This window comes from Pseudarthrobacter phenanthrenivorans Sphe3, assembly GCF_000189535.1.
Taxonomy (GTDB): Bacteria; Actinomycetota; Actinomycetes; order Actinomycetales; family Micrococcaceae; genus Arthrobacter; species Arthrobacter phenanthrenivorans.
Genome location: NC_015145.1, coordinates 3703217 through 3724775, shown reverse-complemented (window position 1 = coordinate 3724775; position 21559 = coordinate 3703217). Strand labels below are relative to the sequence as shown.

Sequence of the window (21559 nt, the reverse complement as noted above, 5' to 3'; positions counted from 1 at the left end):
TGTTCTAGCGGGTTTGGGCGAGGTAGGCGTCCAGGGTGGCTGAGCGGTGCAGCCGGGCTGCTTTCTCGATGGAATCTGCGTCGGCCCCGGTCTCGATGAGCTTCAGGAGCGCCTCGTGTTCCTCGACCGAGTCGCGGGCGCGGCCGGGGACGAAACGGAAGGTCGAGGAGCGAAGTGCAGCCAACCGGTTCCAGCCGCGGTGCACGAGGTCCAGGATGTGCGGGTTGGGGCAGTGCTCGAAAAGGATGCTGTGAAAGTCCTGGTTCAGCCGGGTGAAGCGGACAGGGTCGAAGTGGTCCAGGCATTCGCGCATCTCCTTATTCACCGCCCGTGCCCGGGAAACCGCTACGGAATCGATCAGCGGCGCGGACAAGGCGGTAGCCGCGCCCTCCACGATGCTCAGTGTCTGCATCGTGTAGAGGTACTCCGTGGGATCGATCCCGGCCACGGTGGCGCCCACGTTTCGCTCGAATGTCACCAGGCCTTCGGCTTCGAGCCGGCGGATGGCCTCGCGGACGGGAACCACGCTGAACCCGAGGTCTTTGGCGATGATGCTCAGGACCAGCCGGTAGCCGGGAGAGTAGGCCCCCTCCACGATCCGCGCCTTGATGGCCTGGTACGCCTGCTCGGACTTGCTTCCTGCAGGGGCCGCGGAAAGATCGGCCACAGCCTCAGTCATTGGCCTTGCCTGCCTTCCATTCCTCATACCGGGCCTGCCATTCGGCGTTCATGGGGTAGAGGCCGTCCACGCTGTTGCCCTGCTTGACCATCTCGAAAATGAAGGCTTCCTCCTGTTCCTGCTGGATGCAGTCGTCCGCGAGCTCCTCTGCGATGGCCGGCGGGATCACCAGGATGCCGTCGGCGTCGGCCACGATGATGTCGCCGGGCTGGACGGTGGCACCGCCGCAGGCGACGGTGATGTCTGTGTCCCAGGGAATGTGGCGTCGGCCGAGCACGGCAGGGTGGGGGTTGGCGAAATACGTGGGCATCTCGAGCCCGGCCACGGCGGTGTAGTCGCGGACGCCGCCGTCGGTGATGATCGCCGCGGCGCCGCGGACCTGGGCGCGCAGGGCCAGGATGTCGCCAACAGTGCCGGTGCCCTTCTCTCCCCGGGCTTCCATCACCAGGATTTCACCCTCGTTGACCGAGTCGATGGCGCGCTTCTGGGCATTGAAGCCGCCGCCATAAGTCTTGAAGAGATCCTCACGGTTGGGCACGTAGCGCAGCGTCCTGGCCAGCCCGACGACGCGGCGGTCCGGGCGGGTGGCCTGCAGCCCGTCGATGCTGACATTGTTCAAGCCGCGCTTGCGCATCTGGGAGGACAAGGTGGCTGTGGCAACACTCTCCAGCTTGGCCTTCAGCTCGGGGGAAAGGACAGGCCCGACGGCGGGCAGCCCCGCGGCGTCGCGGGATCCGTACGCTTCCTCCCGCTGCACGTCGTCAACCTTGGGTCCGGCACCAAAGTCCGCGAACGGCGTCGTACCTTCCTCCACCCGCGTGACCAGGCGGCCGGTGCTGAGGTCCCCGGCGGAGACCTCCACTTCGAGGACGTCCCCAGGCTGGGCGACTGAGGCACCGGCAGGGGTGCCGGTGAGGATGATGTCCCCCTCCTCGAGCGTGAGCAGCTGGGACAAGTCCGCCACCAGCCGGGCGAACGGGAAGAGCAGGGCCTCGGTGGTGTCGTCCTGGACCAGTTGGCCGTTGTGCCAGGTGCGGATGCGGAGTTTTGAGGGGTCGACGGCGTCTGCCGGGATCAGTGCCGGGCCCAGCGGAGTGAACCCGTCGCCGCCCTTGGAGCGCAGGTTGGAGCCCTTGTCCGCCCAGCGGAGGTCATAGACGCCCAGGTCATTGCTGGCGGTAACCGCGGCCACGTGGCTCCACGCGTCCTCGAGCCCGACCCGGCGCGCGGCCTTGCCGATGACCAGGGCGATCTCACCCTCGTAGCCCAGCAGCTCACAGCCGGCCGGCCGCTCAACGGAGCCGTCCGTCAGCGCCAGCGACGACGACGGCTTGAGGAAATAGGAGGGCTGGGCGGGCGTCCGGCCGCGCTGGACTGCCCGGCTGGGGTAGTTGATATGCACCGCGATCACCTTCCGCGCTGCTGCCAGGATGTCCCCGTTGACCTGCTCCAAAGCATCTCCTCATAAAGTACGAAATCGTATACGAACTACTATGAGCTGGATCACCGCATCCGTCAACCGGCTGCCCAAGCTCACTCCATTTGGTCACTCCACTTCCGCCGACGGCCCGTCTACTGCCGGTCTTGCCCAACCCCGGCCGGAGCCCATCCCAGGGCGGGCCCCAACTCGGAGGCGATGTCGGTGAGGATCTGGACGTAGTCCTCGTGCTCAAAGCTGAAGGGCAGCGCGAACGCCACCTCGTCGACTTCCTGGAACCCTGCGTGGGCGTACAGCTGCTCCGCAATTTCGTCGCTGGTGCCAATGAGGTCCGGGGCGAACAGCATCCCTTTTGGCCCCTGCGGCGCCCTCGTCCGGGGAGTGCGTTCCTCGACGTACCGCTGGTACTTCTCCCGCTGGCCTGGGGAAGCCGAGTCGGTGGGAATCACCACCAGGCCCTGCGATACCCGGGCCGGTCCAGGTGCTGCTGACGCTGCGGCGGCCTCCCGGAAGGCGCGGATCTGCGATTGCTGGATGCGGGCAAAATCCGGTGTCTGGTCCTCTTCAGGGAAGACCACACTGCTGGAGAGGAGGTTGAAACCGTTTGCCCCAGCCCAGACGGCCGACTTCCTGCTGCCTGCCCCGTACCAAAGGCGGTCCCTCAGCCCGGGGGAGTGTGGCTCAACGCGGTTGGAGAATTCCTCCACCACGCCTTGCCGGCCGGAAAAGTCGCGCACCCGTTCCCCTGCAACCAGGCGTGCAAGCCGGTCCATGCGGGCGTAGCTGAAGTCCTCCCGTTCGGAGGAATCCGGGTACAACTCATGCTTCACCGTGTCGTAGTGCATCGGTTCCCCCACGCTTAAGCCGGGATTGATCCGCCCCCCGGCGAGCAGGTCCACTGTGGCCAGGTCCTCGGCCAGGCGCAGCGGGTTCTCCCAGCCCAGCGGGGTCACCGCCGTGCCCAGCTCGATCCGGGAGGTGCGCTGGCTGGCTGCAGCCATCATGGCGACGGGCGAGGAGATACCAAACTGCAGGTGGCGGTGGCGGAGCCAGGCGCTGTCGAATCCAAGCCTCTCGCCCAGTTCGATGATCCGCAGCGTGGACTCGTGGCCCGCAGCAGGATCAGCCGGATCAAACAGGCCAATGGTGAGGAAGCCAAGCTTGCGCAAAGGGCGCGTGGGGTGCGGCATCGGGGCTCCTTCGTGCCTAGTCCTGCTTGTCGTCCTCCGCGATGTCCTCGGCCCACAGGTCCGGGTTGTTCGCCTGGAAGGTCTGCATCATGTCCACGCACCGCTGATCATCCAGGACGACCACCTCAACGCCGCGTGACCGCAGAAGCTCGAACTCCCCGCCAAACGTGCGCGCTTCGCCCACCACCACGCGGGGGATCTTGAACTGGATGATGGTGCCCGTGCACATCGCACAGGGGGCCAGAGTGGTGTACAGCGTTGTGTCCCGGTAGCTCTTCTGCCGGCCGGCTGCCCGCAGTGCGGACATTTCGCCGTGCGCTATGGGATCGCCTTTCTGGACTCGTTCGTTGTGTCCCGCGGCGATGACCACACCGCCGCGGGCGAGTGCTGCCCCGATGGGAATGCCCCCTTCGCCGGCGCTCTTTTGCGCGGCCTGGTAGGCAGCTTCGAAGGCGGGGTCAAGGGCTGACGGTAGCGACGCGGTGGCGGAGGGCTGCGGTTCCTGGGTCATGCGGTCATTCTCGCACGGGCTCCCCCAGGAGCCGGAGGAGTATCCTGAGCGCCATGGCAGTGGCACAGCAACGCGTTGATGAGTTCTTCGACCGCTACGCCTCGGCCCTGCTTGCGCGGGACGAGAGCGCCATGGGCAGGCTCTACTCAGTCCCGGCGCTGATCGTCTTCCCGGGCCGGCTGCTCCCAGTCAGCGACGCGGCGCAGACTGAGCAGTTTTTCGCCTCCAACTGGAGCCAGTACATGGGCGTCAATGACCTTCAAAAGCAGGTGGCAGTGATGGCTGAGGCACCGGGAACCGTCTGGGCTGACGTCACTTGGCTATACGGTGGACGGGCCCGCGAGCGGTTCTGTTACCAGCTGGTGGAGGGAAAAGAAGGCTACCAAATAGCGGTTCTGACCCTCATGGCACTCGCCGAAGAACAGGAATGACGGGACGGAGACCTGGACATAAGCTGCGGCCAGGCCGTGTTCGTATCAACGAAGAGAACGTGCGCAGTGCCGGCTGCAAGAAGCAGCCGGCCCTGCGCATCCGTCACTGATAGAAGGATCAGCGCAGGTCGAAGCGGTCCAGCTCCATGACCTTCGCCCAGGCCGCCACGAAGTCGTTGACGAACTTCTCCTTGCCGTCCTCGCTCGCGTAGACCTCGGACATCGCCCGGAGCTGTGAGTTGGAGCCGAAGACCAAGTCCACCGGGGTGGCGGTCCACTTCAGCTCGCCGGTGGCCACGTCCGTGATCTCGTAGACGTTCTCCTCGTTCTCGGATGCCTTCCACTTGGTGCCGGGGGAGAGCAGGTTCACGAAGAAGTCGTTGGTCAGGACCCCCGGCTTGTCCGTGAGGACGCCGTGGGCGGAACCGCCCGTGTTGGTTCCGAGCGCACGCATGCCGCCAACCAGCGCCGTCATCTCCGGTGCCGAGAGGTCCAGCAGGTACGCCTTGTCCAGCAGGAGGGTCTCCGGCTGGAGCTTCTCGCCTGGGCGCACGTAGTTGCGGAACCCGTCAGCGCGCGGCTTCAGGTACTGGAACTGGTCGACGTCGGTCTGCTCCTGGGCGGCATCGGTGCGTCCCGGACGGAACGGCACGGTGACGGGGAAGCCTGCGTCGCTGGCCGCTTTTTCCACGGCGGCGCAGCCGCCGAGGACGATCAGGTCAGCCAGGGAGACCTTCTTGCCCCCGGCCTGGCCGGCGTTGAACTGCTGTTGCACGCCCTCAATAGCGCGCAACGCCGTCGTAAGCTGCTCAGGTTCGTTGATCTCCCAGCCGTTCTGCGGCTCCAGACGGATCCGTGCGCCGTTGGCGCCGCCGCGCCGGTCGGTCTTGCGGTAGGTGGAAGCGGAGGCCCACGCGGTGGTCGCGAGCTGGGAGACGGACAGCCCCGAGTCCAGAAGCGACGCCTTGAGCGAGGCGATGTCCTGCTCATCAATCAGCTCGTGGTCCACTGCCGGGACCGGGTCCTGCCAGAGCTGCGCCTCCGGGACCCACGGCCCCAGCATGTGCGGGCCCACAGGTCCCATGTCGCGGTGCAGCAGCTTGTACCAGGCCTTGGCGAAGGCGAGCTGGAACTCGTCCGGGTTCTCCAGGAAGCGCCGCCCGATCTCCTCATAGACCGGGTCGAACCGCAGTGACAGGTCCGTGGTCAGCATCGTGGGCCGGTGCTTCTTGTTGGGATCGTGGGCGTCCGGGATGATCTCCGGCGCATCCTTGGCAACCCACTGGTGCGCGCCGCCGGGGCTCTTGACCAGTTCCCACTCGTATTCGAACAGGATCTCCAGGAAGCGGTTGCTCCACTGCGTGGGCCGGTCCGTCCAGGTGACCTCAAGACCGGAGGTGATGGTGTCCGCACCCTTGCCGCTGCCGTAGGTGCTGAGCCAGCCAAGGCCCTGCGCCTCAAGGTCGGCGCCCTCGGGTTCCGGGCCCACGTGAGCATCTGCTGGGCCGGCGCCGTGAGTCTTGCCGAACGTGTGGCCGCCCGCGATCAGCGCGAAGGTCTCTTCGTCGTTCATGGCCATCCGCTTGAATGTCTCGCGGATGAACGCTGCCGCGAGCTTGGGATCCGGGTTGCCCATGGGCCCCTCGGGGTTGACGTAGATCAGCCCCATCTCCGTGGAGCCTACCTCCTCAGCCATCTGGCCTTCGCCGATGTAGCGCTCGTCGCCGAGCCAGGTGTCCTCAGGGCCCCAGAAGATCTCCTCGGGCTCCCACACGTCCTCACGGCCAAAGGCGAAGCCGAACGTTTTGAATCCCATGGACTCGAGGGCAACGTTGCCGGCGAGGACCAGCAGGTCTGCCCAGGAGAGCTTCTGGCCGTACTTCTGCTTGACGGGCCACAGCAGGCGCCGGGCCTTGTCCAGGTTGGCGTTGTCGGGCCAGCTGTTGAGCGGCGCGAACCGCTGGCTGCCGTCGCCTGCACCGCCGCGGCCGTCATGGACGCGGTAGGTGCCGGCAGCGTGCCAGCTCAGGCGGATCATCAGGCCGCCGTAGTGGCCGAAGTCCGCGGGCCACCAGTCCTGGGACGTGGTGAGGACCTCGGTGATGTCCTGTTTCAGTGCCTCGACGTCGAGCTTCTGGAACTCCTCCCGGTAGCTGAAGTCCGGGCCGAGCGGGTTGCCCTTGGGGTGGTTAGCGTGGAGCACGGAGAGGTCCAGCTGGTTGGGCCACCAGTCGGCGACGGTGCGCGGCCGGTGCCCCTTCGGCTGGGGTGAGTCAATGGCGGGGTTTTCGCTCTCGCTGCCGTGCGAAGTGACGCTGCCGTGGTCCACGGGGCATCCGCCCTGGACCTTGGAGTCCAGGCCTTGGGCACTTCCCGGCGTGGGGACTGGAGGGTGTTCCTGAGGGTCGGTCATGTGCTTCCTTCCATGTGGCCGAGGCCGTGGTCGGACTCGGGCAGCCGGTTCAACCTTCCCATTTGAACATGGACGGGCAGGCGGGGGAGAACCTCTGTCCGCCATGAGAGAAGGGGCGGATTTTGGCCGTGCTTTCATGTTCCACCACGAGTGCCCCCACCCTTCTTCTGGGTGGGGGCACTCATGGGGGTGACCGGTGGTTTCTAGCCGAGCAGGGTGGTGATGAGGCGGATGGAGGAGGCGATGATGGCGATCAGGCCGATGGCGGCGAAGAGGTTGTGCCACCACTTGTTGCGGAGATCGCCCATGAGTGAGGCTCTGTTGGCCATGATGACGATCAGGACGCCGAGCAGTGGTGCGATGAGGACGGTGAGGGATTGGGCGATGACGATCAGTGCAACGGGTGATGACTGGAAGGACAGCGTGATGATCAGCCCGAACGCCAGGATCATGCCTGTGAAGATGCGGGCCATGGGTGATCCGGCTTTGGCGCCGCGGCCCAGGGCGTCCGAAATCATGGTGCCGCCGGCGGTGGCGTTGGCGATCATGGAGGAAAAGGCTGCTCCTGAGAGTCCGAGGGCGAAGAGCATGGCGCCCACGGGTCCGGCAAGGGGCGTGAAGATGGAGGCAAGGGCGTTGATGGTGCCTGCTTCTGCGCCGGTCCTGCCGAGGACGGCGGCAGCCACCATGATGACGAGTGCGGTCATGACGCCGGGCGCGACGATCCCTGGGATGGTGTCGACGAGGGTGATGTCTTTGTAGTCGGCGCGGGTGCGGCGGTGTTCTTTGATGCCGTAGGACGTGTAGAAGGCGGCGTTGATGGAGAAGTTGGTGCCCACGAGCGCAACGATGAGGATTTCGCTTCCGGCAGGCAGGGTGGGGACGGCGCCTTCGAGGGCGCGGTACCAGTCGGGCTGGGCCACGACGGTGCTGGCGATGAAGGCTATGCCCATGAGGACGACGATGACGAGAAGGGCCTTTTCGACGATTCCGTAGACGTTCCGGAAGGCAAGGACGAATCCGACGGCGGCGGTGCAGACGACGGTCCACAGGACCGGGGATCCGCCGAAAATCAGGGAAAGTCCAAGGCCTGATCCGACGGCGTTGCCGACGGAGAACATCAGGGTAATGCCGAAGACGCCCACGCCGGCCAGGACTCCCACCCATTTGCCCAGGTGGTCTTTGATGGAGGTGATCAGGGAGGTGGGCGTTGCGATGCCGAGCCGGACGCTCATGTCGGTGAAGAAGATCATCAGGATCGTTGAGACGGCGATGACCCAGACGAGGCTGTAGTCGAAGCGGCTGCCGGCCTGGACGGCGGTGGTGAGGTTGCCGGGGCCGAACTGCCAGGCTCCGACGACGAAGGCCGGGCCCATGAGGGCGAGGTATCCCAGGAAAGTGCGGTGCTTCTTTGTGGTGCCTTGGGTCGGGTTTCCTTGCTGGGTTGCCATCTGTTCTTCCCTGGTTCCGGGGTGGGTGATGGTCTTATTCTGCTCGCGCATCGGCGAGTCCTCCTTCTACAGCGACATTGCTGGGGGCGTCGTTGGCCCGGGGTGGAGAGTAAAAGCTGGGGCACGGGCGGCGGGCCAAGGGGCCCGCCACCCGTGAGGACCCGTGATGGGTGGGGTCAGACGGAAGCGGTGGCGGTGACCTTGCCGATGTTTGCGGCGGCGAAGGCTTCCGCGATTTCGGTATCGGCGCCTTCGGGCAGGGGCAGGAGCGGGGTGCGCACGGTGGCGTGCTCCAGGATGCCGCGGTTCACGAGGCCCCACTTCAGGGCGACAGTGCCCTCCATGTGGGACCCGCGGTGGTAGACGTTCTTGGTCACCGGCAGCAGGCGCTCATGAATTGCGTGGGCACGCTTGTAGTCCTGCGCCTTGCCGGCCTCGATCAGTTCGACGAGCAGTTCGGGGGCGATGTTGCCGTAGCCGACGAGCAGGCCGTCGACGTCGAACATGGTCGGCAGCAGGTACTCGTCATGGCAGGACAGCACCTGCAGGTCGGGGTAGGCGGCGCGCAGCGCGGGGATCTCGGTGTACCACCGGCGCATGTTCCGGACACCGTTCTTCGTGGCAAAGACGCCTTCCTGGCCGGCGATCTCCAGCTGGGTGTCGAGGTCGTAGGAGGCCTTGGTGTTGTCGGGGTACTGGAAGAGGATCAGCGGCAGGCCGGACTCTTCGTAGATCTCCTGGTAGCGCGACTGCGGGGCGCCCTTCTGGTAGCCGAAGCGCAGCCACCCGTGCGAGGGGTAGACGAGACCAGCTGATGCGCCGGCCTCGACGGCCTTCTTTGCCTCGAGGGCCGCGGTCTTGTTGCCCTCCTTCGTGATGCCCGCCACGACCGGGACACGGCCGTCGGTGGACGCCACGAAAGCGCGGATAACGTCCAGCTGCTCCTCTTCGGTGAGGAACGTGCCTTCGCCGGCGTGCCCCAGGACCACCAGGCTCTTGACTCCCTCAATTGATCCGAGCCACGAACCCAGACGCTGGATCGCAGCGAAGTCGACAGCGCCATCTTCGGTGAACGGGGTGACAGGTGCGGGGCTGAGTCCGCGGAGATCGAGTGTCATTGCAGCTACCTTCTTGTCTTCATTGATGGTCGGCAGTCCCGCTACTATGAGAACGTTTGCGGGAACGTTTTCAATATTGCACCGTGTTCCGCATCACTGTCAAGAGAACGTTTGCAAAAAGGAGGAATAGAGTGTCTCTTACGCCCCTTTTGAAGAGGAGAACCACCATGGAACCGGCTGCCCCGGGCACAATCGTCACGCTGAAGGACGTTGCCGCGGCCAGTGGCGTGAGCATCTCCACCGCCAGCCGCGCGCTGGATGAACGCACCACATCACGGTCCGCTGCGGCAGCGCATGTCAGGAAAATAGCCGAGGAGCTCGGCTACAGGCGCAACTCCTTCGCCTCCAACCTCCGCAGGGGCGAGACCCGAACCCTCGGCGTGCTGGTGCCCCGGCTCAGCGACACCGTCATGGCCCTCATGTTCGAGGAACTCGAGCGGGCGGCGTCGGACCGCGGATACTTTGCCATGGTCGCCACCAGCGGTGACGATCCCGACGACGAACGCCGGGCAGCCGAAACCCTCCTGGACCGCAATGTCGACGGGCTGATCCTTGCCACGGCCCGAATCGATGACGATCTGCCCAAACACCTGCGTGAACGGGGCCTGGCGCACGCGCTGGTCCTGCGGACCGACGGGATCAGCCCCTCTGCTGTTGGCGACGATGAGGTGGGCGGATACCTGGCGGTCCGGCATCTGATTGATCTCGGGCACTCTGAGATCGGGGTAGTTACCGGACCGTCTTTTACCTCTACGGGGATTGCCCGCCTTGCCGGTGCCCGCAAAGCTCTTGAAGGAGCAGGCATCGCCGTCCGGGAAGACTGGCTGATCGCGGCGGGCTATGGCATCGAAAGTGGATTTTCCGCCGCCGAAACTCTACTGTCCGGCGACTCTGGAAAACGTCCCAGCGCGGTGTTTGCCGCCAACGACAACCTGGCTATGGGGGCTATCGCGGCCGCCCACCGCCTCGGTATCACCGTGGGAGAAGACCTGGCCCTGGTTGGCTACAACGACATACCGCTCTCGTCCCGCCTGCCAACCCCGCTCTCTTCCGTGCGGGTTCCCCTGGAGCAGATTGCTGCCAACGCGATCGACCTCATCGTGAACCCAGGGAAAGAACCCAGGATCCGGAAGTCGATGCCTACGCTCATACCCCGCCAGTCGAGCGGTTCGCCCCTGCGCTCAGCCGCACCGTAGGCACTGAAGGCAACACTCGGAAGTTCCTTGTTCCTAGTGCGCTGCGCCCAGTTCGATCAGCAGGACGCCGCCGATGATGAGCCCCAGCCCCAGCATCATGACGGGCGTGATGGTCTCCTTGAAGAAGACGCGGCTTCCCACTGCCGTCAATGCGACGCCGGCTGCGGCCCAGATGCCGTAGGCCACCCCGAGGCTCATCCCCTGGTCGAGGGTGAGCGTGAGGAGGGTGAACGCAAGGACATATCCGACGGCGACAGGTACGTACCAGCGCCGCTTCCCGGTGGAGGCGACGCGCAGGAGGAGGGTGGCGGTCACTTCGGTAATGATGGCCCCTGCCAGCAGCAGCCACATCATGAGCGGACCATTTCTTTGGCGGGTTCTTCCGCCGGCTCCTTGTGCGACCCGAGCTCAACGCAGAGCACACCGCCAATGACCATGGCCACGCCGACCATCATCATGGGGGTCAGCGCCTCGCCAAACAGGATGGCGGCCAGCAGCACGGTGAGGGTTACCCCCAGTGCCGCCCAAATTCCGTAGGCCACTCCCAAGCCCAGGCCTTTCCGGAGGACGCCGGCGAGGAAAGCGAAGGACGCGGAATAGCCGAGGACCACCACGATGAAGAAGGCAGGATTATCAAGGGCCGCTTTCAAGGAAAGGGATGCCGTCACCTCACTCAGGATCGCCCCGGCAAGAAGAATCCACTTCATCTAATAAGTCCTTGAGAGTCATCGGGGCTTGGTCCCTGTGTGTGCAACGGAACGAAGGCCGCTGGTGTTCCCCGGCTTCCCGCCGGCGAGGACAGGGCCTGCTGGGTTCGCTCCTTACCGCTTCAGCTATACGCGCTGGCCGTGGCCAGAGTGCGGCGCAGGAAGTAGGTCGCGGGAACCAGAGTGACACCAAAGACAGTCGTGAACCCCACGAGAAGCCAGGGCTGTAGCGACGTGGGCCAAGGGATCACTATGGTCAGGAGAACCCTGCATAACCAAACGAATGTCAGGAAGAAGTAGAAAGCTCTAACTTCCACCGACCCCGCAAATGCCCTCTTCTTCATCAGCAAAAGAAGGATGCTTAACCCGCTCAGCAGCAAAGAGAAGAGAAAGTTCACATAATCGATAGATGCATAGATCTCTGGCGGCGCATCGGGAATGTATGAGTACCATGCGAAAGCATACGGTGCGAAAAAATGGAGTATGCCCGCCAGTGCACTCACGCTAAGCCCGACCGTGTATGACACGCTGCTGATTCTTCCCACTTCTGAGGCATCCAATTCGTCGGTCCCTTCCACCAGTTTTTCAGCAGCCTGTCAAGCGTTTCGGCTCGCGTCAGGCGTGAGCAAACTCCTTCGCTTTTGAGCGGATAAAGGCCTGATCCTCCTTGGAGACGTTGGCCTCGCCGTGCAGTCCAGTGGCAAAGTGCCCGCCGGTTTCCTTCGCGATCACCGTTGCGATGGTCCTTGGGAGAATCTGGCAGCCAGGGTTGTTGATGAGCCACGTCTGCGTGGCCGGATCAAGGTGGTCCCACCCGTCTTTAAGGTTCATTGTTGGATTACAGTCCTCGCTCTGGGGAGCCAATGGCTCCACGGCCGGCCCTTTGCCAGCTCCAGCCACCCAGTAAACCGTGGCACATGCGCGCCGCACAGGGGCTTAGGTCCTCGTCTTAGGCAGGAAATTCCGCGGGCGTTCCAGGTCCTCGGCAGCTGACCGAGAAAAGTGCGGCGGCGGGAGTTCCCGCCGCCGCTCTTTCAGTGGTCAGTACAGCTAGGCCTGTAGCCAGGCTGTGGCCGCGCCGGGCAGGGAACCTGCCTGGAGCGGCGAGCTGGAGACCAGGACCTCGCCGGCCGGCAGGTTGAAGGCCTCCGCTCCGAAGTTCGTTACGGAGGTCCAGCCGTTGGGGCGCCGGAAGGCCACGACGTCGGCCCTGCCGGTTTCCAGCCATTCCAGTGTTTCGGTTGTTTGCAGCTGCGTCCGCATGGCAAGCGCGCGGCGGTAGAGGGACAGTGTTGAGTCCTCCTGTGTTTCCTGGGCTTCCACCGAATAGCCGGTAAACCAGTCCGGCTGAGGCAAGTGGGCGCCGCCCGTTCCGAAACCGAACGAGGTGCCTGACGCGGACCAGGGCAGCGGGACGCGGCAGCCGTCACGGCCGATTTCCACGCCCTTGTTGCGGAAGAAGGCGGGGTCCTGGCGCTCAGCGTCGGGGATTTCGCTGCCGACCTCCTGCAGGCCGAGTTCCTCACCCTGGTACAGGTACGCGGAGCCCGGCAGGGCGAACATCAGCAGGGATGCGGCGCGGGCACGGCGGAGGCCAAGTTCGACGTCGACGTCCTCATGCCTGCCGCCGTCGAGCAGCCACTGCTTGCCCGCCTGCCCTGCCATGATCTCGCCCTCGGCGGAAGGCCCGGACACGGCAAGTCCATAGCGGGTGGCGTGCCGGACGACGTCGTGGTTGGAGAACACCCAGGTGGAGGAAGCGCCGGAAGCCTCCGCCTCGGCCAGGTTCTTGGTGATGATCTTCCGGAACTGGCCGCCGTCGAAGTTTGCCTGCAGCAGGTCAAAGTTGAATGCCTGGCCCAGGCCCTCGGGGCTGGCGTAGCGGGCGCGGCGGTCCGAGTGGACCCACGCTTCGGCGACGGCGGTGCGCGGCGGGTTGTATTCGTTGAAGACCTTGCGCCACTCGGCGTAGATCTCGTGGACTTCGTCACGGTCCCAGTACGGATGGGATCCGGCAAGGTAGAGCGCCTCGCCCTGGGCCTCGAGGTCTGCCTTGGTGGGCAGGGACTCTTCGAGGTTCTTGGTCAGGGCATGGGCGACGTCGATGCGGAAACCGTCAACTCCCCGGTCGGACCAGAAGCGCAGGGTCTTCAGGAAGTCCTCGCGGACCTCGGGGTTGTCCCAGTTAAAGTCCGGCTGCTCCTTGGCGAAGATGTGCATGTACCACTGGCCCGGAGTGCCGTCCGGTTCGGTGATGCGCTCCCAGGCGGGGCCGCCGAACACGGAGTCCCAGTCCGACGGCGGCAGCTCACCGTTTTCGCCCAGGCCGTCGCGGAAGATGTAGCGGTCGCGGGCAGGGGAGCCCTTGGGCGAGGCGAGGGCTTCCTGGAACCACTCGTGCCGGTCCGAGGAGTGGTTGGGGACGATGTCGACGATCAGCTTGATCCCGGCGGCGTGCAGGGCGGACGACATCTCTTTGAAGTCTTCCAGCGTGCCCAGCCGCGGGTCGACGTTGCGGTAGTCGTCTACGTCATAGCCGCCGTCTGCCAGGGCCGAAGGGTAGAAGGGGCTGAGCCAGACGGCGTCGATGCCCAGGTTCTTCAGGTAGGGGACCTTGGCGGTGATGCCGTTGATGTCGCCGATGCCGTCGCCGTTGGAGTCGGAAAAGCTGCGGGGGTAGATCTGGTACACCGAGGCCTGGCGCCACCAGTTGGCGTCCGCCTTCTGCTGGTTCTCGGTGCTGGTTGCCTGGGTGGCGATGGAGGGCAAGTCTGGTTCCTTTACATTGTTCACGGTGGTCGGTTCTGGGGCTGGCGTCACTTGACGGCGCCCTGGGTCAATCCGGACATCACCCATCGCTGGGTGAACAGGTAGACCACGATCGCGGGTGCCATCGCAAGAAGGTACGAGGCGAAGGCGACGTTGTAGCTGTTGCTGAACTGGGTCTGGAAGATCTTCTGCAGCACGGGAATCGTCTGCAGTTCCGGGTCCGAGATGATCAGTGACGGCATCATGAAGTCGTTCCATGAGGCGATGAAGGCGAAGATGCCGACAGTAGCGCTCATCGGTCCGAGCAGGGGGAAGATGAGCCGCCAAAACACCTGCCAGGTGCCGGCGCCGTCCATGCGCATGCTTTCCTCCAGCTCCAGGGGGATGGAACGCAGGAACGCGGTGAACAGCATCGTGTTGAACGCCAGGGCAAAGACGATGTGCAGGATCGCGACGCCGAGCGGGTTGTCCAGTCCGACGAGACCGGTGAGCTGGATCTGCGGCAGCGCCACCACGGGGAACGGGATGAACATCGCCGCGAGCAGGTAGAAGAAGGACCCGCGGAAGAGCCTGCGGTTCCAGTTGCGGACGATCGCGTAGGCTGCCAGCGCCGAGACGATGATCTCGCCTGCGACGGCGGTCACGGACACGAACACGGAGATCGCGAAGCCGCGGGGGAAGTTCGTGAGCGTCCAGGCCTGGACGAAGCTGTCGAAAGTCAGGGGGCTTGGCAGCGAGAAGGCGTTGCCGTCCACCGCCTGGCCGGTGGTTTTGAACGCCATGCTGATGGTGACGTACAGGGGGACGAGCACGCTGAGCGTGCAAACGAGGAGGACGATGGTGGCGGGCCAGTTGCTGCGCTCATGGCCGGTGCGGATCCGTTTGTTCTTTCCGGCGGCCGGGGGGACTGCGGTGATGGTGCTGGGTGCGCTGCTCATGCGGCGGTCCCTCCTTTGCCACGGGTGAAGCGAAGCTGGATGAGTGCGATGACGATGCTGATGAGGAAGAAAATCACTGCATTGGCCATCTGGTATGCGTAGTCGCCGCCTTCGAAGCCCCGGAAGATGGACATCGCGACGCTGCGCGTGGCGACGCCCGGGCCGCCGTCGGTAAGGCCGACGATGATGTCGTAGGCGTTGAGGTAGTTCTTGAAGCCGAGGACCGTGTTGATCACGGCGTACCCGGCCACGAGCGGCAGGGTGATGTGCCGCAGGTTGTGCCAGGGCGTGGCTCCGTCAATGGAGCTTGCCTCGTATACCTCGGTGGGGACGGTGAGGAGGCCTGCGATGTAGATCAGCATGGCACTCGGAATCGACTGCCACGCCGTGACAAAGACGATCGCCAGCCACGCGAGGTCGGGGTTGGCCAGCATGCTCGTGGCCAGCGGTTCGATCCCCAGACTTTGGCCTGCCAGGGGCAGCGAGTTTGAGAAAAGGTACTGGAAGACGAACGCGATGACGATGCCCGAGATCACCATGGGGATCACGAAGACTGTGCGCAGTGCAGCGCGGAAGCGGACACGGGACGTGAGTCCCAGGGCCAGGAAGAAGGCCACCGCGTTTACTAGGATGACGGTCACGAGCGCAAAGCTGAGCGTGAAGCCGTAGGCGCTGAGGACCCCTTCATCCTGGAAGACCGCAATGAAGTTTCGGATCCCGATGAAGTCGAACTCACCGAAACCAACGGAGTTCGTGAAGCTGTAGACGAACCCGAGCACGGCCGGCAGCGTGACGGCGAGCGTGAAAATCAGCAGGGAGGGAAAAAGGAAGAAGTAGTAGAGCGGATCGACACGGCTTTTGCGCGCTCTTGTGGGTGCGGCCGCTGCCTGGTCCGTCACCCCCGCCGCAGTGGAAGGCTTAGTCATCGATGACATGGATGATCCTCGTTTCGTGCATTAGAACGGAAGTGTGATCACGCGCGGAAAGCCAGGCGCGCCCAGTCGGCATCAAGGCGGCGCAGCGTGGCCTCGGCGTCGGCGCCACCGATGATCGACTGGAAATAGTTGGGGGCGGGAATCGAGTTCGGAATGAACTGGGAGGCACCCATATAGAAGCGGCCCTCGTCGTAGTACTTCTGCATCTCAGCGATCCGGGGGTCTGTCACCGCCGGGGCGTTCTTGGTGGTTCCGAATCCCAGGAATTCGGCGTTGTAGGGGTTCTGGATCTCCGGCTGCATCAGGTATTGAAGGAACTCCCTGGCCCCCTCCTGGGCGTTGGCGACTTCGGGAACCCAGAGCGACAGGTCGACGTTGACGCGGACCTTCAGGTCGCCGGGGTCGCTGGTCATGGGCAGCGGGAACGTGCCGAGATCCAGGTCGGTGCCGGCCTTTTCAATCTCGCCGAAGGCCCACGGCCCCTGGAAGTACATGGCCGCCTGCCCCTGCGCCATGGCGGTGTTGCCGTCCCCGTAGCCGCGGCTCGGTGCATCGGCGTTGACGTAGGTGGTCAGCTGGACCATGCGCTGTACCGGCTCAAGCAACGTTTTCTGGAACGACACTTCGGAGTCCGGTCCGACGTCCGCGCCGATCTCGTGCATCTTCCTGTAGAAGTCGCGCACATTGACCATGCCGCCCACGGTGTAGTCGAACAGGCCCTGCGCGATGGTCCAGGGGTCGCGGAAGGTGCCGTAGATGGGAGTGATGCCCGCCGCGTTGAGCACCTCGCAGACGTTGATCAGTTCGTCCCAGGTTGTGGGGACAGTTAGCCCGTTCTGTTCGAAGATGCGGCGGTTGTAGATGACGGAGGCGGCCATCACCGAGTAGGGGATGACGCTCGTCCGGCCCGGGTAGGTGGGGTACCAGTTCGTGAGGTCCAGGACATCGTCCCGGATGGAGGCCGCCTCCGGAAGGTCGGAGAGGTCAGACAGTGCGCCTCGCTCCATGAACCGGGCCATCTCAAGGTTGTAGTTCAGGCAACCGAGATCCGGCGGGCTGCTGCGGACAAAGCTGGCGGAAAGGTTGGTGGCCATATCGTGCAGGACGCGGACCCGGTCCTGCGAAGCGGTGTATTTCGCCGCGAGGTCGCGGAAATACGGCACTGCTTCTGGTTTCGACTGGTGGAACGTGACGGTGGGACGTTCACCTCCCGGAGCGCACCCGGCCAAGCCGAAAGCGGTCAGCGCGCTCCCGGCAACGGCGAGAAAAGTGCGTCGGGAGACTGGCGTCCTTTGGGACGTCAAAGGTGGCAACATCGGCTCCTAGGGGTCTCGCATCATTTTTATTTGGATCTTATATTTAGGTCCTATACGAGGATGGGCCATAGACGCGCTATCGTCAAGGAATGGTTCAGACGACCGCGAGCTCAACGCAGCTGTTGCGGCAGATCAACTCCGATGCATTGGTGCGCTTTGCCCTTGAGGAACACGTGTTCACGGCGGGAGAGGCCATGGCCGTGACGGGGCTGACCCGTGCCACCGTTCTCGGCGTCTGCGATGGCCTGGTCGACGCCGGGTGGCTGGAGGAAGCGGGTGACGGCCAGGCCAGCGGCGGCACGCTGAAGGGGAGGCCGGCACGCCGCTACCAATTGCGCGAGGCCGCCGGTGTTGTTGTTGGGCTGGACGCAGGCGAATCCCACCTCACAACCATCGTCGCGGATCTCCGGGGGCGCGAGTTGGGTACGCGCCGCCGGAACATTGATTCGCATGCGGTGGGACGGGCAGGTCGCAGTGCAGCTGCACATGAGCTGATCCGCCTGGCCCTCCATGACGCCGGCCGTACCCTCGATGACGTCCTGCTCACCGTCGTCGGCATTCCAGCGCCTGTGGATGCCAACGGACAGTCCCCTGAAGGTGACTTCTGGGATCTGATGAATTCCGGTTTTGCCTCGCATCTGCACGGCATGGTCGCCGTCGAAAATGACGCTAATCTGGCCGCTATTGCCGAACTCGCCCACGAGCCGTCAGCCAACCAGGCAACGCTGCTGACAGGCGAGCGGTTTGGCGCGGGCCTGATCGTGGACGGACGCTTGCTGCGGGGCCCCCGGGGCGGCGCTGGGGAGATGCGGTTCCTCGACATGCTGACAGCCGGCAAGTTCGTACCTGACGAAGGAGTCACGGACGGGTTCGGGGCTCTTGCGCGGAAGTGGGCACGTTCCCGCATTCATTCCTACGAGGGGAAGACTGTACTGAGGGAACTGCCCGAAGGGGAGGTGAATGCGGAGGATGTGTTCCAGGCAGCCCGGGAGGGGGATCCGTTTGCAGAGGACATCATTGCCCGGCTCGGCGCCCGGTTGGCGCGGATCGCCGTTGTGCTCTCGAGCCTCCTGGACATTGAGCGCGTTGTCATCGCGGGCGGCATTTCACGGGCCATCGAACCCGTCCTCGAGCACGCACGCAAGCTGCTTCCTACCGATACCGGTTTGCCGCTCCCGGAACTCGTTGCGAGCACATTCGGTGCCGAGGTGGTGGTCAAGGGCGCCATCGAGTCCGCGCTGACGCACATCAAACGTGAACCTCACGTGTTCCTTCCGCGGGCCGCCCGGTCCTGACCCTTAGGTCCAGTTCCGCGCTTCCGCGTGGAGGACGAAGGGGGCCGGCTGCCCGAAGCACAGCCAGCCGCAAGAGGCATCCGCTCCCGCTCAAAAATGCTTTGAGTTAGCGATAAATCAGTACCCTTACTGATTTGCCATAGCAGGCCACCTTTCTTACTTCCCTTTGTTTTCGCCATTCGGTGGCCGAACTTTCAGCATGATTCGCAACTTCAAGGAAACTTTCAAAACCTCTTGATAGTGCGCTAACTCACCATGTAAGTTAGCTCACACAGCCCCAAAGGTGGGGTGATCACGAACACAAGGGAGTGTTGTTCATGCAGAGAACTGCAACTGGAATTCGTCGTAACAAAAGATTTGGCAAGGCGGCTCTGTGCGCTTCTGTCCTGACAGTCGCAATGCTTGGGCTGTCCGGATGCAAGGGTGGCGCCGTCGCGGACAATGCGGAGGAGAAGGCAAGCGGCAAGGGGCTTGTCATCGGCTGGAGCCAGCGCGGCATCAGTGGCAGCGACTGGTGGAAAACCCTCGTTGAGGGCGGCCAGGCCGAGGCCGGAAAGGTCGGGGCACGGATCGAGCTGCTTGACGCAAACGGTGATACCGTCCGGCAGAACGCCGACGTGCAGACCCTCATCACCAAGGGCGTGGACGTAGTGGTAATGAACCCTAACGACCCGCTGGGCCTCGGACCGTCGGTCCAGGCCCTGAAGGATGCCGGCATACCCGTCGTTACCGTCAACTCAAGCCTGGACAAGTCCCTGGTCCCGGACATGTTCTGCTACGTTGCCGAGGACCAGGAGCACACCGGCTCACTTGCGGGTGAATCCCTGGCTCAGAAGGCGCTGGAGAAGTACGGTGACCAGGGCCAGATCAAGATCGTCGGCATTGGCGGCTTCCCGGGAGATGTGCTGAGCGATCTCCGGTTTAACGGCTTCATGACCGGATGGAACCGCGTCATGGACAAGCACCCCGGGGTCACCACCGTAAAGCTCGACACGAAGTACGGGGAATGGAAGCCCGATAAGGCTCTCGCCCCGATCCGGGACGTGGCCACCGCCAACCCGGACCTCAAGGTCATCTACAGCATGAGCGACGTCATGCACGGCGGCATTGTCCAGGGCCTGCAGCAGGCCGGTCTCTGGGGCGACGGGATCCTCATGGCCAGCTACGACGGCGGCATGGGGGCCATCAAGGAAATGGTTGACGACCCGAAGGGGCCGCTGCAGGCTGATGCGTCCAACCAGCCGTGGGACCAGGGAGCCGCCGCAGTGCGGATGGCACTTGCCGCCTTCAACGGCGACCAGTCCCAGTGCGCGGACAAGACCAACTACATCGACACTACGGTGATCACGCCTGCCGAAGCGCCTGACTACTACGTCCCCACGGACACCTACGTCCGCGCAAAAGACTGAGCTCCCTGGCCGGCGCTGCCCCGAGGCCGTCGATCCACCCAGAAGCCCTATATAAGGAGCATGATGCTCGCCCATAACCCGGTCTCGCCTTCCACCGCAGCGGCGGAGACGGCACGAGACACCCACGACGGCGCTTCGGAGTTGCGGCTCGACGGCGTCACCAAGTCCTATCCTGGCGTGCAGGCGCTGAAGGGAGTCAGCTTCAGCGTCGCCCGTGGATCCATCCATGCCCTCGCTGGACAGAACGGCGCAGGCAAGTCGACGCTGGTAAAAATCCTCTCCGGAGCCGAGTCCCCGGATAACGGCACCATACGCCTTGGCGGTGAGCTGCAGCGTTTCCGTGACCCCATGGACGCCCAGCGCGCCGGGATCCACACCATCTACCAGGAACTCTCGCTCGTGCCGTCCCTCTCGGTGGCAGAGAACATCTTCCTCGGCCAGTTGCCCCGACGGGCAGGGGCCTCCGTTGACTGGCAGCGTATGCAGGCCGAAGCCCGGACCGCTCTGGACCGCGTGGGCTTCCATCTCGATGTCCGCCGCCCGGTCGGCAGTTACTCCACAGCGGAGCAACAAGCTGTGGAGCTGGCCAAGGCCCTGCACAAGGACGCCCGGGTCCTGCTCCTGGACGAACCCACCTCCACGTTGCCCCTGCCCGATGTCGAGCGACTGTTCACCGTCCTCCGCTCCCTGTCGGAGCAGGGCGTGACACTGCTGTACATTTCGCACCGCATGGACGAACTGTTTTCGCTCTGCGACGCCGTTACCGTGTTGCGCGATGGCGTGAACGCGGCGGACCTGAAAACGGCAGACTCCAAGCCCGCCGACGTCGTCACGGCAATGGTCGGGAAAAGCCTCGAAGGGTCCATCGCCGATGCGGCCCTCCGCGGGGAACGCTCGCCCAGCCTTGGGTCCGGTCCCCGGGAGAGCGTCATCCTCTCTGCCCGCGACCTCTCCGAGCAGGGGTACGTGGAAAACGTGACGTTCGAGCTGCGTGAAGGTGAGGTGCTCGGCATCTCGGGGCTGATCGGCAGTGGCCAGTCAGAACTGGCCGGCCTCATCGCCGGTGCGCGGAGGCGGACGTCCGGCGAGATCCGCGTCGACGGGAAAACAGTGGACTTCCGCGCCCCCCGCGACGCGATCCGTCGGGGGATCGGCTTGCTGCCACAGGACCGGAAGGCAGCAGGATTCATCCCGGACATGGGGGTCGCAGGCAACATCACGCTGGCCAGCCTGCCGCAATTCAGCCGGCTCAGCGTGATCCAGTCCCGGCGGGAACGCACTGTGGCCGGGGACATGGTGGCCCGGCTCGGCATGAAGGTATCCGGAGTACACCAGCCACTCAAGACGCTGAGCGGGGGAACCCAGCAGAAGGCCATCCTGGCCCGCTGGCTTGTCCGCCAGTCACGCATCCTCGTATGCGATGAACCAACCCGCGGCGTGGACGTCGGGGCGAAGGAAGACATGTACGAGCTCATCCGTGAGTTCGCGCAGGCCGGAGGAACCGTCGTGGTGGCGAGCTCGGAGATCACCGAGGCGATGATGTGCGATCGCGTCCTCGTGATGGCCCGCGGCAAAGTCGTCGCCGAACTCGACCATGACGACATCGACCCCTCCGGCAACGCCATCCTCGAGCGCTTCGCCTGACGGCCCCCTTAATCAGTTTCTATTCAGGAGTACAACCATGTCCCGGACCTTGTCGTCCCCGCCGCCAACGAGTGGCGCCCCCTCTCCCTCCCCCTCCCCATCGCCATCAGCCAGTATCC

Annotated in this window: 20 protein-coding genes; 5 read left to right on the top strand and 15 right to left on the bottom strand. The window is 64.4% G+C overall.

Annotated elements, in window-relative coordinates:
• Window positions 1-4 precede the first annotated feature (4 nt).
• From ASPHE3_RS17280 to ASPHE3_RS17265, 4 genes are all read right to left on the bottom strand, one after another.
• Window positions 5-679 (bottom strand): GntR family transcriptional regulator, encoded by a 675-nt coding sequence (locus tag ASPHE3_RS17280; protein WP_013602487.1) that lies wholly within the window; start codon window positions 677-679, stop codon window positions 5-7.
• The gene (locus ASPHE3_RS17275) at window positions 672-2132 is read right to left on the bottom strand and encodes a fumarylacetoacetate hydrolase family protein (protein WP_013602486.1); all 1461 of its coding nucleotides are present in this window, start codon (window positions 2130-2132) and stop codon (window positions 672-674) included. Before ASPHE3_RS17275 ends, ASPHE3_RS17280 begins: the two co-directional genes overlap by 8 nt.
• Before the next feature lie 119 nt (window positions 2133-2251).
• Window positions 2252-3307 carry an LLM class flavin-dependent oxidoreductase gene (locus tag ASPHE3_RS17270; RefSeq protein WP_013602485.1) on the bottom strand — a complete coding sequence of 352 codons (1056 nt, stop codon included), beginning with the start codon at window positions 3305-3307 and terminating at the stop codon, window positions 2252-2254.
• A gap of 16 nt (window positions 3308-3323) precedes the next feature.
• Window positions 3324-3818, bottom strand: coding sequence for a nucleoside deaminase (locus ASPHE3_RS17265; RefSeq protein ID WP_013602484.1), 495 nt, complete (start codon window positions 3816-3818; stop codon window positions 3324-3326).
• A 53-nt stretch (window positions 3819-3871) separates the two neighbouring features.
• Here ASPHE3_RS17265 and ASPHE3_RS17260 point away from each other — a divergent pair, with 53 nt between their 5' ends.
• Window positions 3872-4249, top strand: a complete 378-nt coding sequence (locus tag ASPHE3_RS17260) for a hypothetical protein (RefSeq protein WP_013602483.1) — start codon at window positions 3872-3874, stop codon at window positions 4247-4249.
• 118 nt (window positions 4250-4367) lie between these two features.
• On the opposite strand, the gene katG is transcribed toward ASPHE3_RS17260, so the two are convergent.
• The 3 genes from katG to ASPHE3_RS17245 all read right to left on the bottom strand — a co-directional run bounded on the left by katG (window position 4368) and on the right by ASPHE3_RS17245 (window position 9231).
• Complete coding sequence (katG, locus tag ASPHE3_RS17255) at window positions 4368-6662, bottom strand: catalase/peroxidase HPI (RefSeq protein ID WP_013602482.1); 2295 nt, start codon at window positions 6660-6662, stop codon at window positions 4368-4370.
• 203 nt (window positions 6663-6865) lie between these two features.
• A complete protein-coding gene (locus tag ASPHE3_RS17250) occupies window positions 6866-8164 on the bottom strand; it encodes an Nramp family divalent metal transporter (RefSeq protein ID WP_013602481.1) in 1299 nt (432 codons plus the stop codon).
• A gap of 125 nt (window positions 8165-8289) precedes the next feature.
• Entirely contained in the window at window positions 8290-9231 is a 942-nt protein-coding gene (locus ASPHE3_RS17245) for a dihydrodipicolinate synthase family protein (RefSeq protein ID WP_013602480.1), read from the bottom strand.
• 167 nt (window positions 9232-9398) lie between these two features.
• Here ASPHE3_RS17245 and ASPHE3_RS17240 point away from each other — a divergent pair, with 167 nt between their 5' ends.
• Window positions 9399-10427 (top strand): LacI family DNA-binding transcriptional regulator, encoded by a 1029-nt coding sequence (locus tag ASPHE3_RS17240; protein WP_013602479.1) that lies wholly within the window; start codon window positions 9399-9401, stop codon window positions 10425-10427.
• 33 nt (window positions 10428-10460) lie between these two features.
• Here ASPHE3_RS17240 and ASPHE3_RS17235 read toward each other — a convergent pair whose 3' ends face one another.
• The 8 genes from ASPHE3_RS17235 to ASPHE3_RS17200 all read right to left on the bottom strand — a co-directional run bounded on the left by ASPHE3_RS17235 (window position 10461) and on the right by ASPHE3_RS17200 (window position 17092).
• Window positions 10461-10781: a DMT family transporter gene (locus tag ASPHE3_RS17235; protein WP_013602478.1), complete on the bottom strand. Its 321-nt coding sequence runs from the start codon at window positions 10779-10781 to the stop codon at window positions 10461-10463.
• Window positions 10778-11134, bottom strand: a complete 357-nt coding sequence (locus tag ASPHE3_RS17230; RefSeq protein ID WP_013602477.1) for a DMT family transporter — start codon at window positions 11132-11134, stop codon at window positions 10778-10780. The genes ASPHE3_RS17235 and ASPHE3_RS17230 overlap by 4 nt, the downstream gene beginning before the upstream one ends.
• 122 nt (window positions 11135-11256) lie before the next feature.
• A complete protein-coding gene (locus ASPHE3_RS17225) occupies window positions 11257-11661 on the bottom strand; it encodes a hypothetical protein (RefSeq protein ID WP_013602476.1) in 405 nt (134 codons plus the stop codon).
• Window positions 11662-11749: 88 nt separating this feature from the next.
• Complete coding sequence (locus tag ASPHE3_RS17220; protein ID WP_013602475.1) at window positions 11750-11965, bottom strand: hypothetical protein; 216 nt, start codon at window positions 11963-11965, stop codon at window positions 11750-11752.
• Between the two features lie 219 nt (window positions 11966-12184).
• Window positions 12185-13903, bottom strand: a complete 1719-nt coding sequence (locus tag ASPHE3_RS17215) for a glycoside hydrolase family 13 protein (protein WP_013602474.1) — start codon at window positions 13901-13903, stop codon at window positions 12185-12187.
• Window positions 13904-13950: 47 nt separating this feature from the next.
• Window positions 13951-14841 (bottom strand): carbohydrate ABC transporter permease, encoded by an 891-nt coding sequence (locus tag ASPHE3_RS17210; RefSeq protein ID WP_013602473.1) that lies wholly within the window; start codon window positions 14839-14841, stop codon window positions 13951-13953.
• A complete protein-coding gene (locus tag ASPHE3_RS17205) occupies window positions 14838-15776 on the bottom strand; it encodes a carbohydrate ABC transporter permease (protein WP_041652332.1) in 939 nt (312 codons plus the stop codon). The genes ASPHE3_RS17210 and ASPHE3_RS17205 overlap by 4 nt, the downstream gene beginning before the upstream one ends.
• Before the next feature lie 38 nt (window positions 15777-15814).
• Complete coding sequence (locus tag ASPHE3_RS17200) at window positions 15815-17092, bottom strand: ABC transporter substrate-binding protein (RefSeq protein WP_013602471.1); 1278 nt, start codon at window positions 17090-17092, stop codon at window positions 15815-15817.
• An 89-nt stretch (window positions 17093-17181) separates the two neighbouring features.
• On the opposite strand from ASPHE3_RS17200, the gene ASPHE3_RS17195 reads away from it, so the two are divergent.
• The 3 genes from ASPHE3_RS17195 to ASPHE3_RS17185 all read left to right on the top strand — a co-directional run bounded on the left by ASPHE3_RS17195 (window position 17182) and on the right by ASPHE3_RS17185 (window position 21440).
• Window positions 17182-18387, top strand: coding sequence for an ROK family protein (locus ASPHE3_RS17195; RefSeq protein WP_013602470.1), 1206 nt, complete (start codon window positions 17182-17184; stop codon window positions 18385-18387).
• A gap of 317 nt (window positions 18388-18704) precedes the next feature.
• Entirely contained in the window at window positions 18705-19796 is a 1092-nt protein-coding gene (locus ASPHE3_RS17190; RefSeq protein WP_013602469.1) for a sugar ABC transporter substrate-binding protein, read from the top strand.
• Between the two features lie 60 nt (window positions 19797-19856).
• Entirely contained in the window at window positions 19857-21440 is a 1584-nt protein-coding gene (locus tag ASPHE3_RS17185) for a sugar ABC transporter ATP-binding protein (protein WP_246084679.1), read from the top strand.
• Window positions 21441-21559 lie beyond the last annotated feature (119 nt).

Coding starts and splice junctions, on each gene's coding strand:
- ASPHE3_RS17280 (WP_013602487.1), bottom strand. CDS start 679: ATGACTGAGGCTGTGGCCGATCTTTCCGCGGCCCCTGCAGGAAGCAAG.
- ASPHE3_RS17270 (WP_013602485.1), bottom strand. CDS start 3,307: ATGCCGCACCCCACGCGCCCTTTGCGCAAGCTTGGCTTCCTCACCATT.
- ASPHE3_RS17265 (WP_013602484.1), bottom strand. CDS start 3,818: ATGACCCAGGAACCGCAGCCCTCCGCCACCGCGTCGCTACCGTCAGCC.
- ASPHE3_RS17260 (WP_013602483.1), top strand. CDS start 3,872: ATGGCAGTGGCACAGCAACGCGTTGATGAGTTCTTCGACCGCTACGCC.
- katG (WP_013602482.1), bottom strand. CDS start 6,662: ATGACCGACCCTCAGGAACACCCTCCAGTCCCCACGCCGGGAAGTGCC.
- ASPHE3_RS17250 (WP_013602481.1), bottom strand. CDS start 8,164: ATGCGCGAGCAGAATAAGACCATCACCCACCCCGGAACCAGGGAAGAA.
- ASPHE3_RS17245 (WP_013602480.1), bottom strand. CDS start 9,231: ATGACACTCGATCTCCGCGGACTCAGCCCCGCACCTGTCACCCCGTTC.
- ASPHE3_RS17240 (WP_013602479.1), top strand. CDS start 9,399: ATGGAACCGGCTGCCCCGGGCACAATCGTCACGCTGAAGGACGTTGCC.
- ASPHE3_RS17235 (WP_013602478.1), bottom strand. CDS start 10,781: ATGATGTGGCTGCTGCTGGCAGGGGCCATCATTACCGAAGTGACCGCC.
- ASPHE3_RS17230 (WP_013602477.1), bottom strand. CDS start 11,134: ATGAAGTGGATTCTTCTTGCCGGGGCGATCCTGAGTGAGGTGACGGCA.
- ASPHE3_RS17220 (WP_013602475.1), bottom strand. CDS start 11,965: ATGAACCTTAAAGACGGGTGGGACCACCTTGATCCGGCCACGCAGACG.
- ASPHE3_RS17210 (WP_013602473.1), bottom strand. CDS start 14,841: ATGAGCAGCGCACCCAGCACCATCACCGCAGTCCCCCCGGCCGCCGGA.
- ASPHE3_RS17205 (WP_041652332.1), bottom strand. CDS start 15,776: ATGTCATCGATGACTAAGCCTTCCACTGCGGCGGGGGTGACGGACCAG.
- ASPHE3_RS17200 (WP_013602471.1), bottom strand. CDS start 17,092: ATGTTGCCACCTTTGACGTCCCAAAGGACGCCAGTCTCCCGACGCACT.
- ASPHE3_RS17195 (WP_013602470.1), top strand. CDS start 17,182: ATGGTTCAGACGACCGCGAGCTCAACGCAGCTGTTGCGGCAGATCAAC.
- ASPHE3_RS17190 (WP_013602469.1), top strand. CDS start 18,705: ATGCAGAGAACTGCAACTGGAATTCGTCGTAACAAAAGATTTGGCAAG.
- ASPHE3_RS17185 (WP_246084679.1), top strand. CDS start 19,857: ATGATGCTCGCCCATAACCCGGTCTCGCCTTCCACCGCAGCGGCGGAG.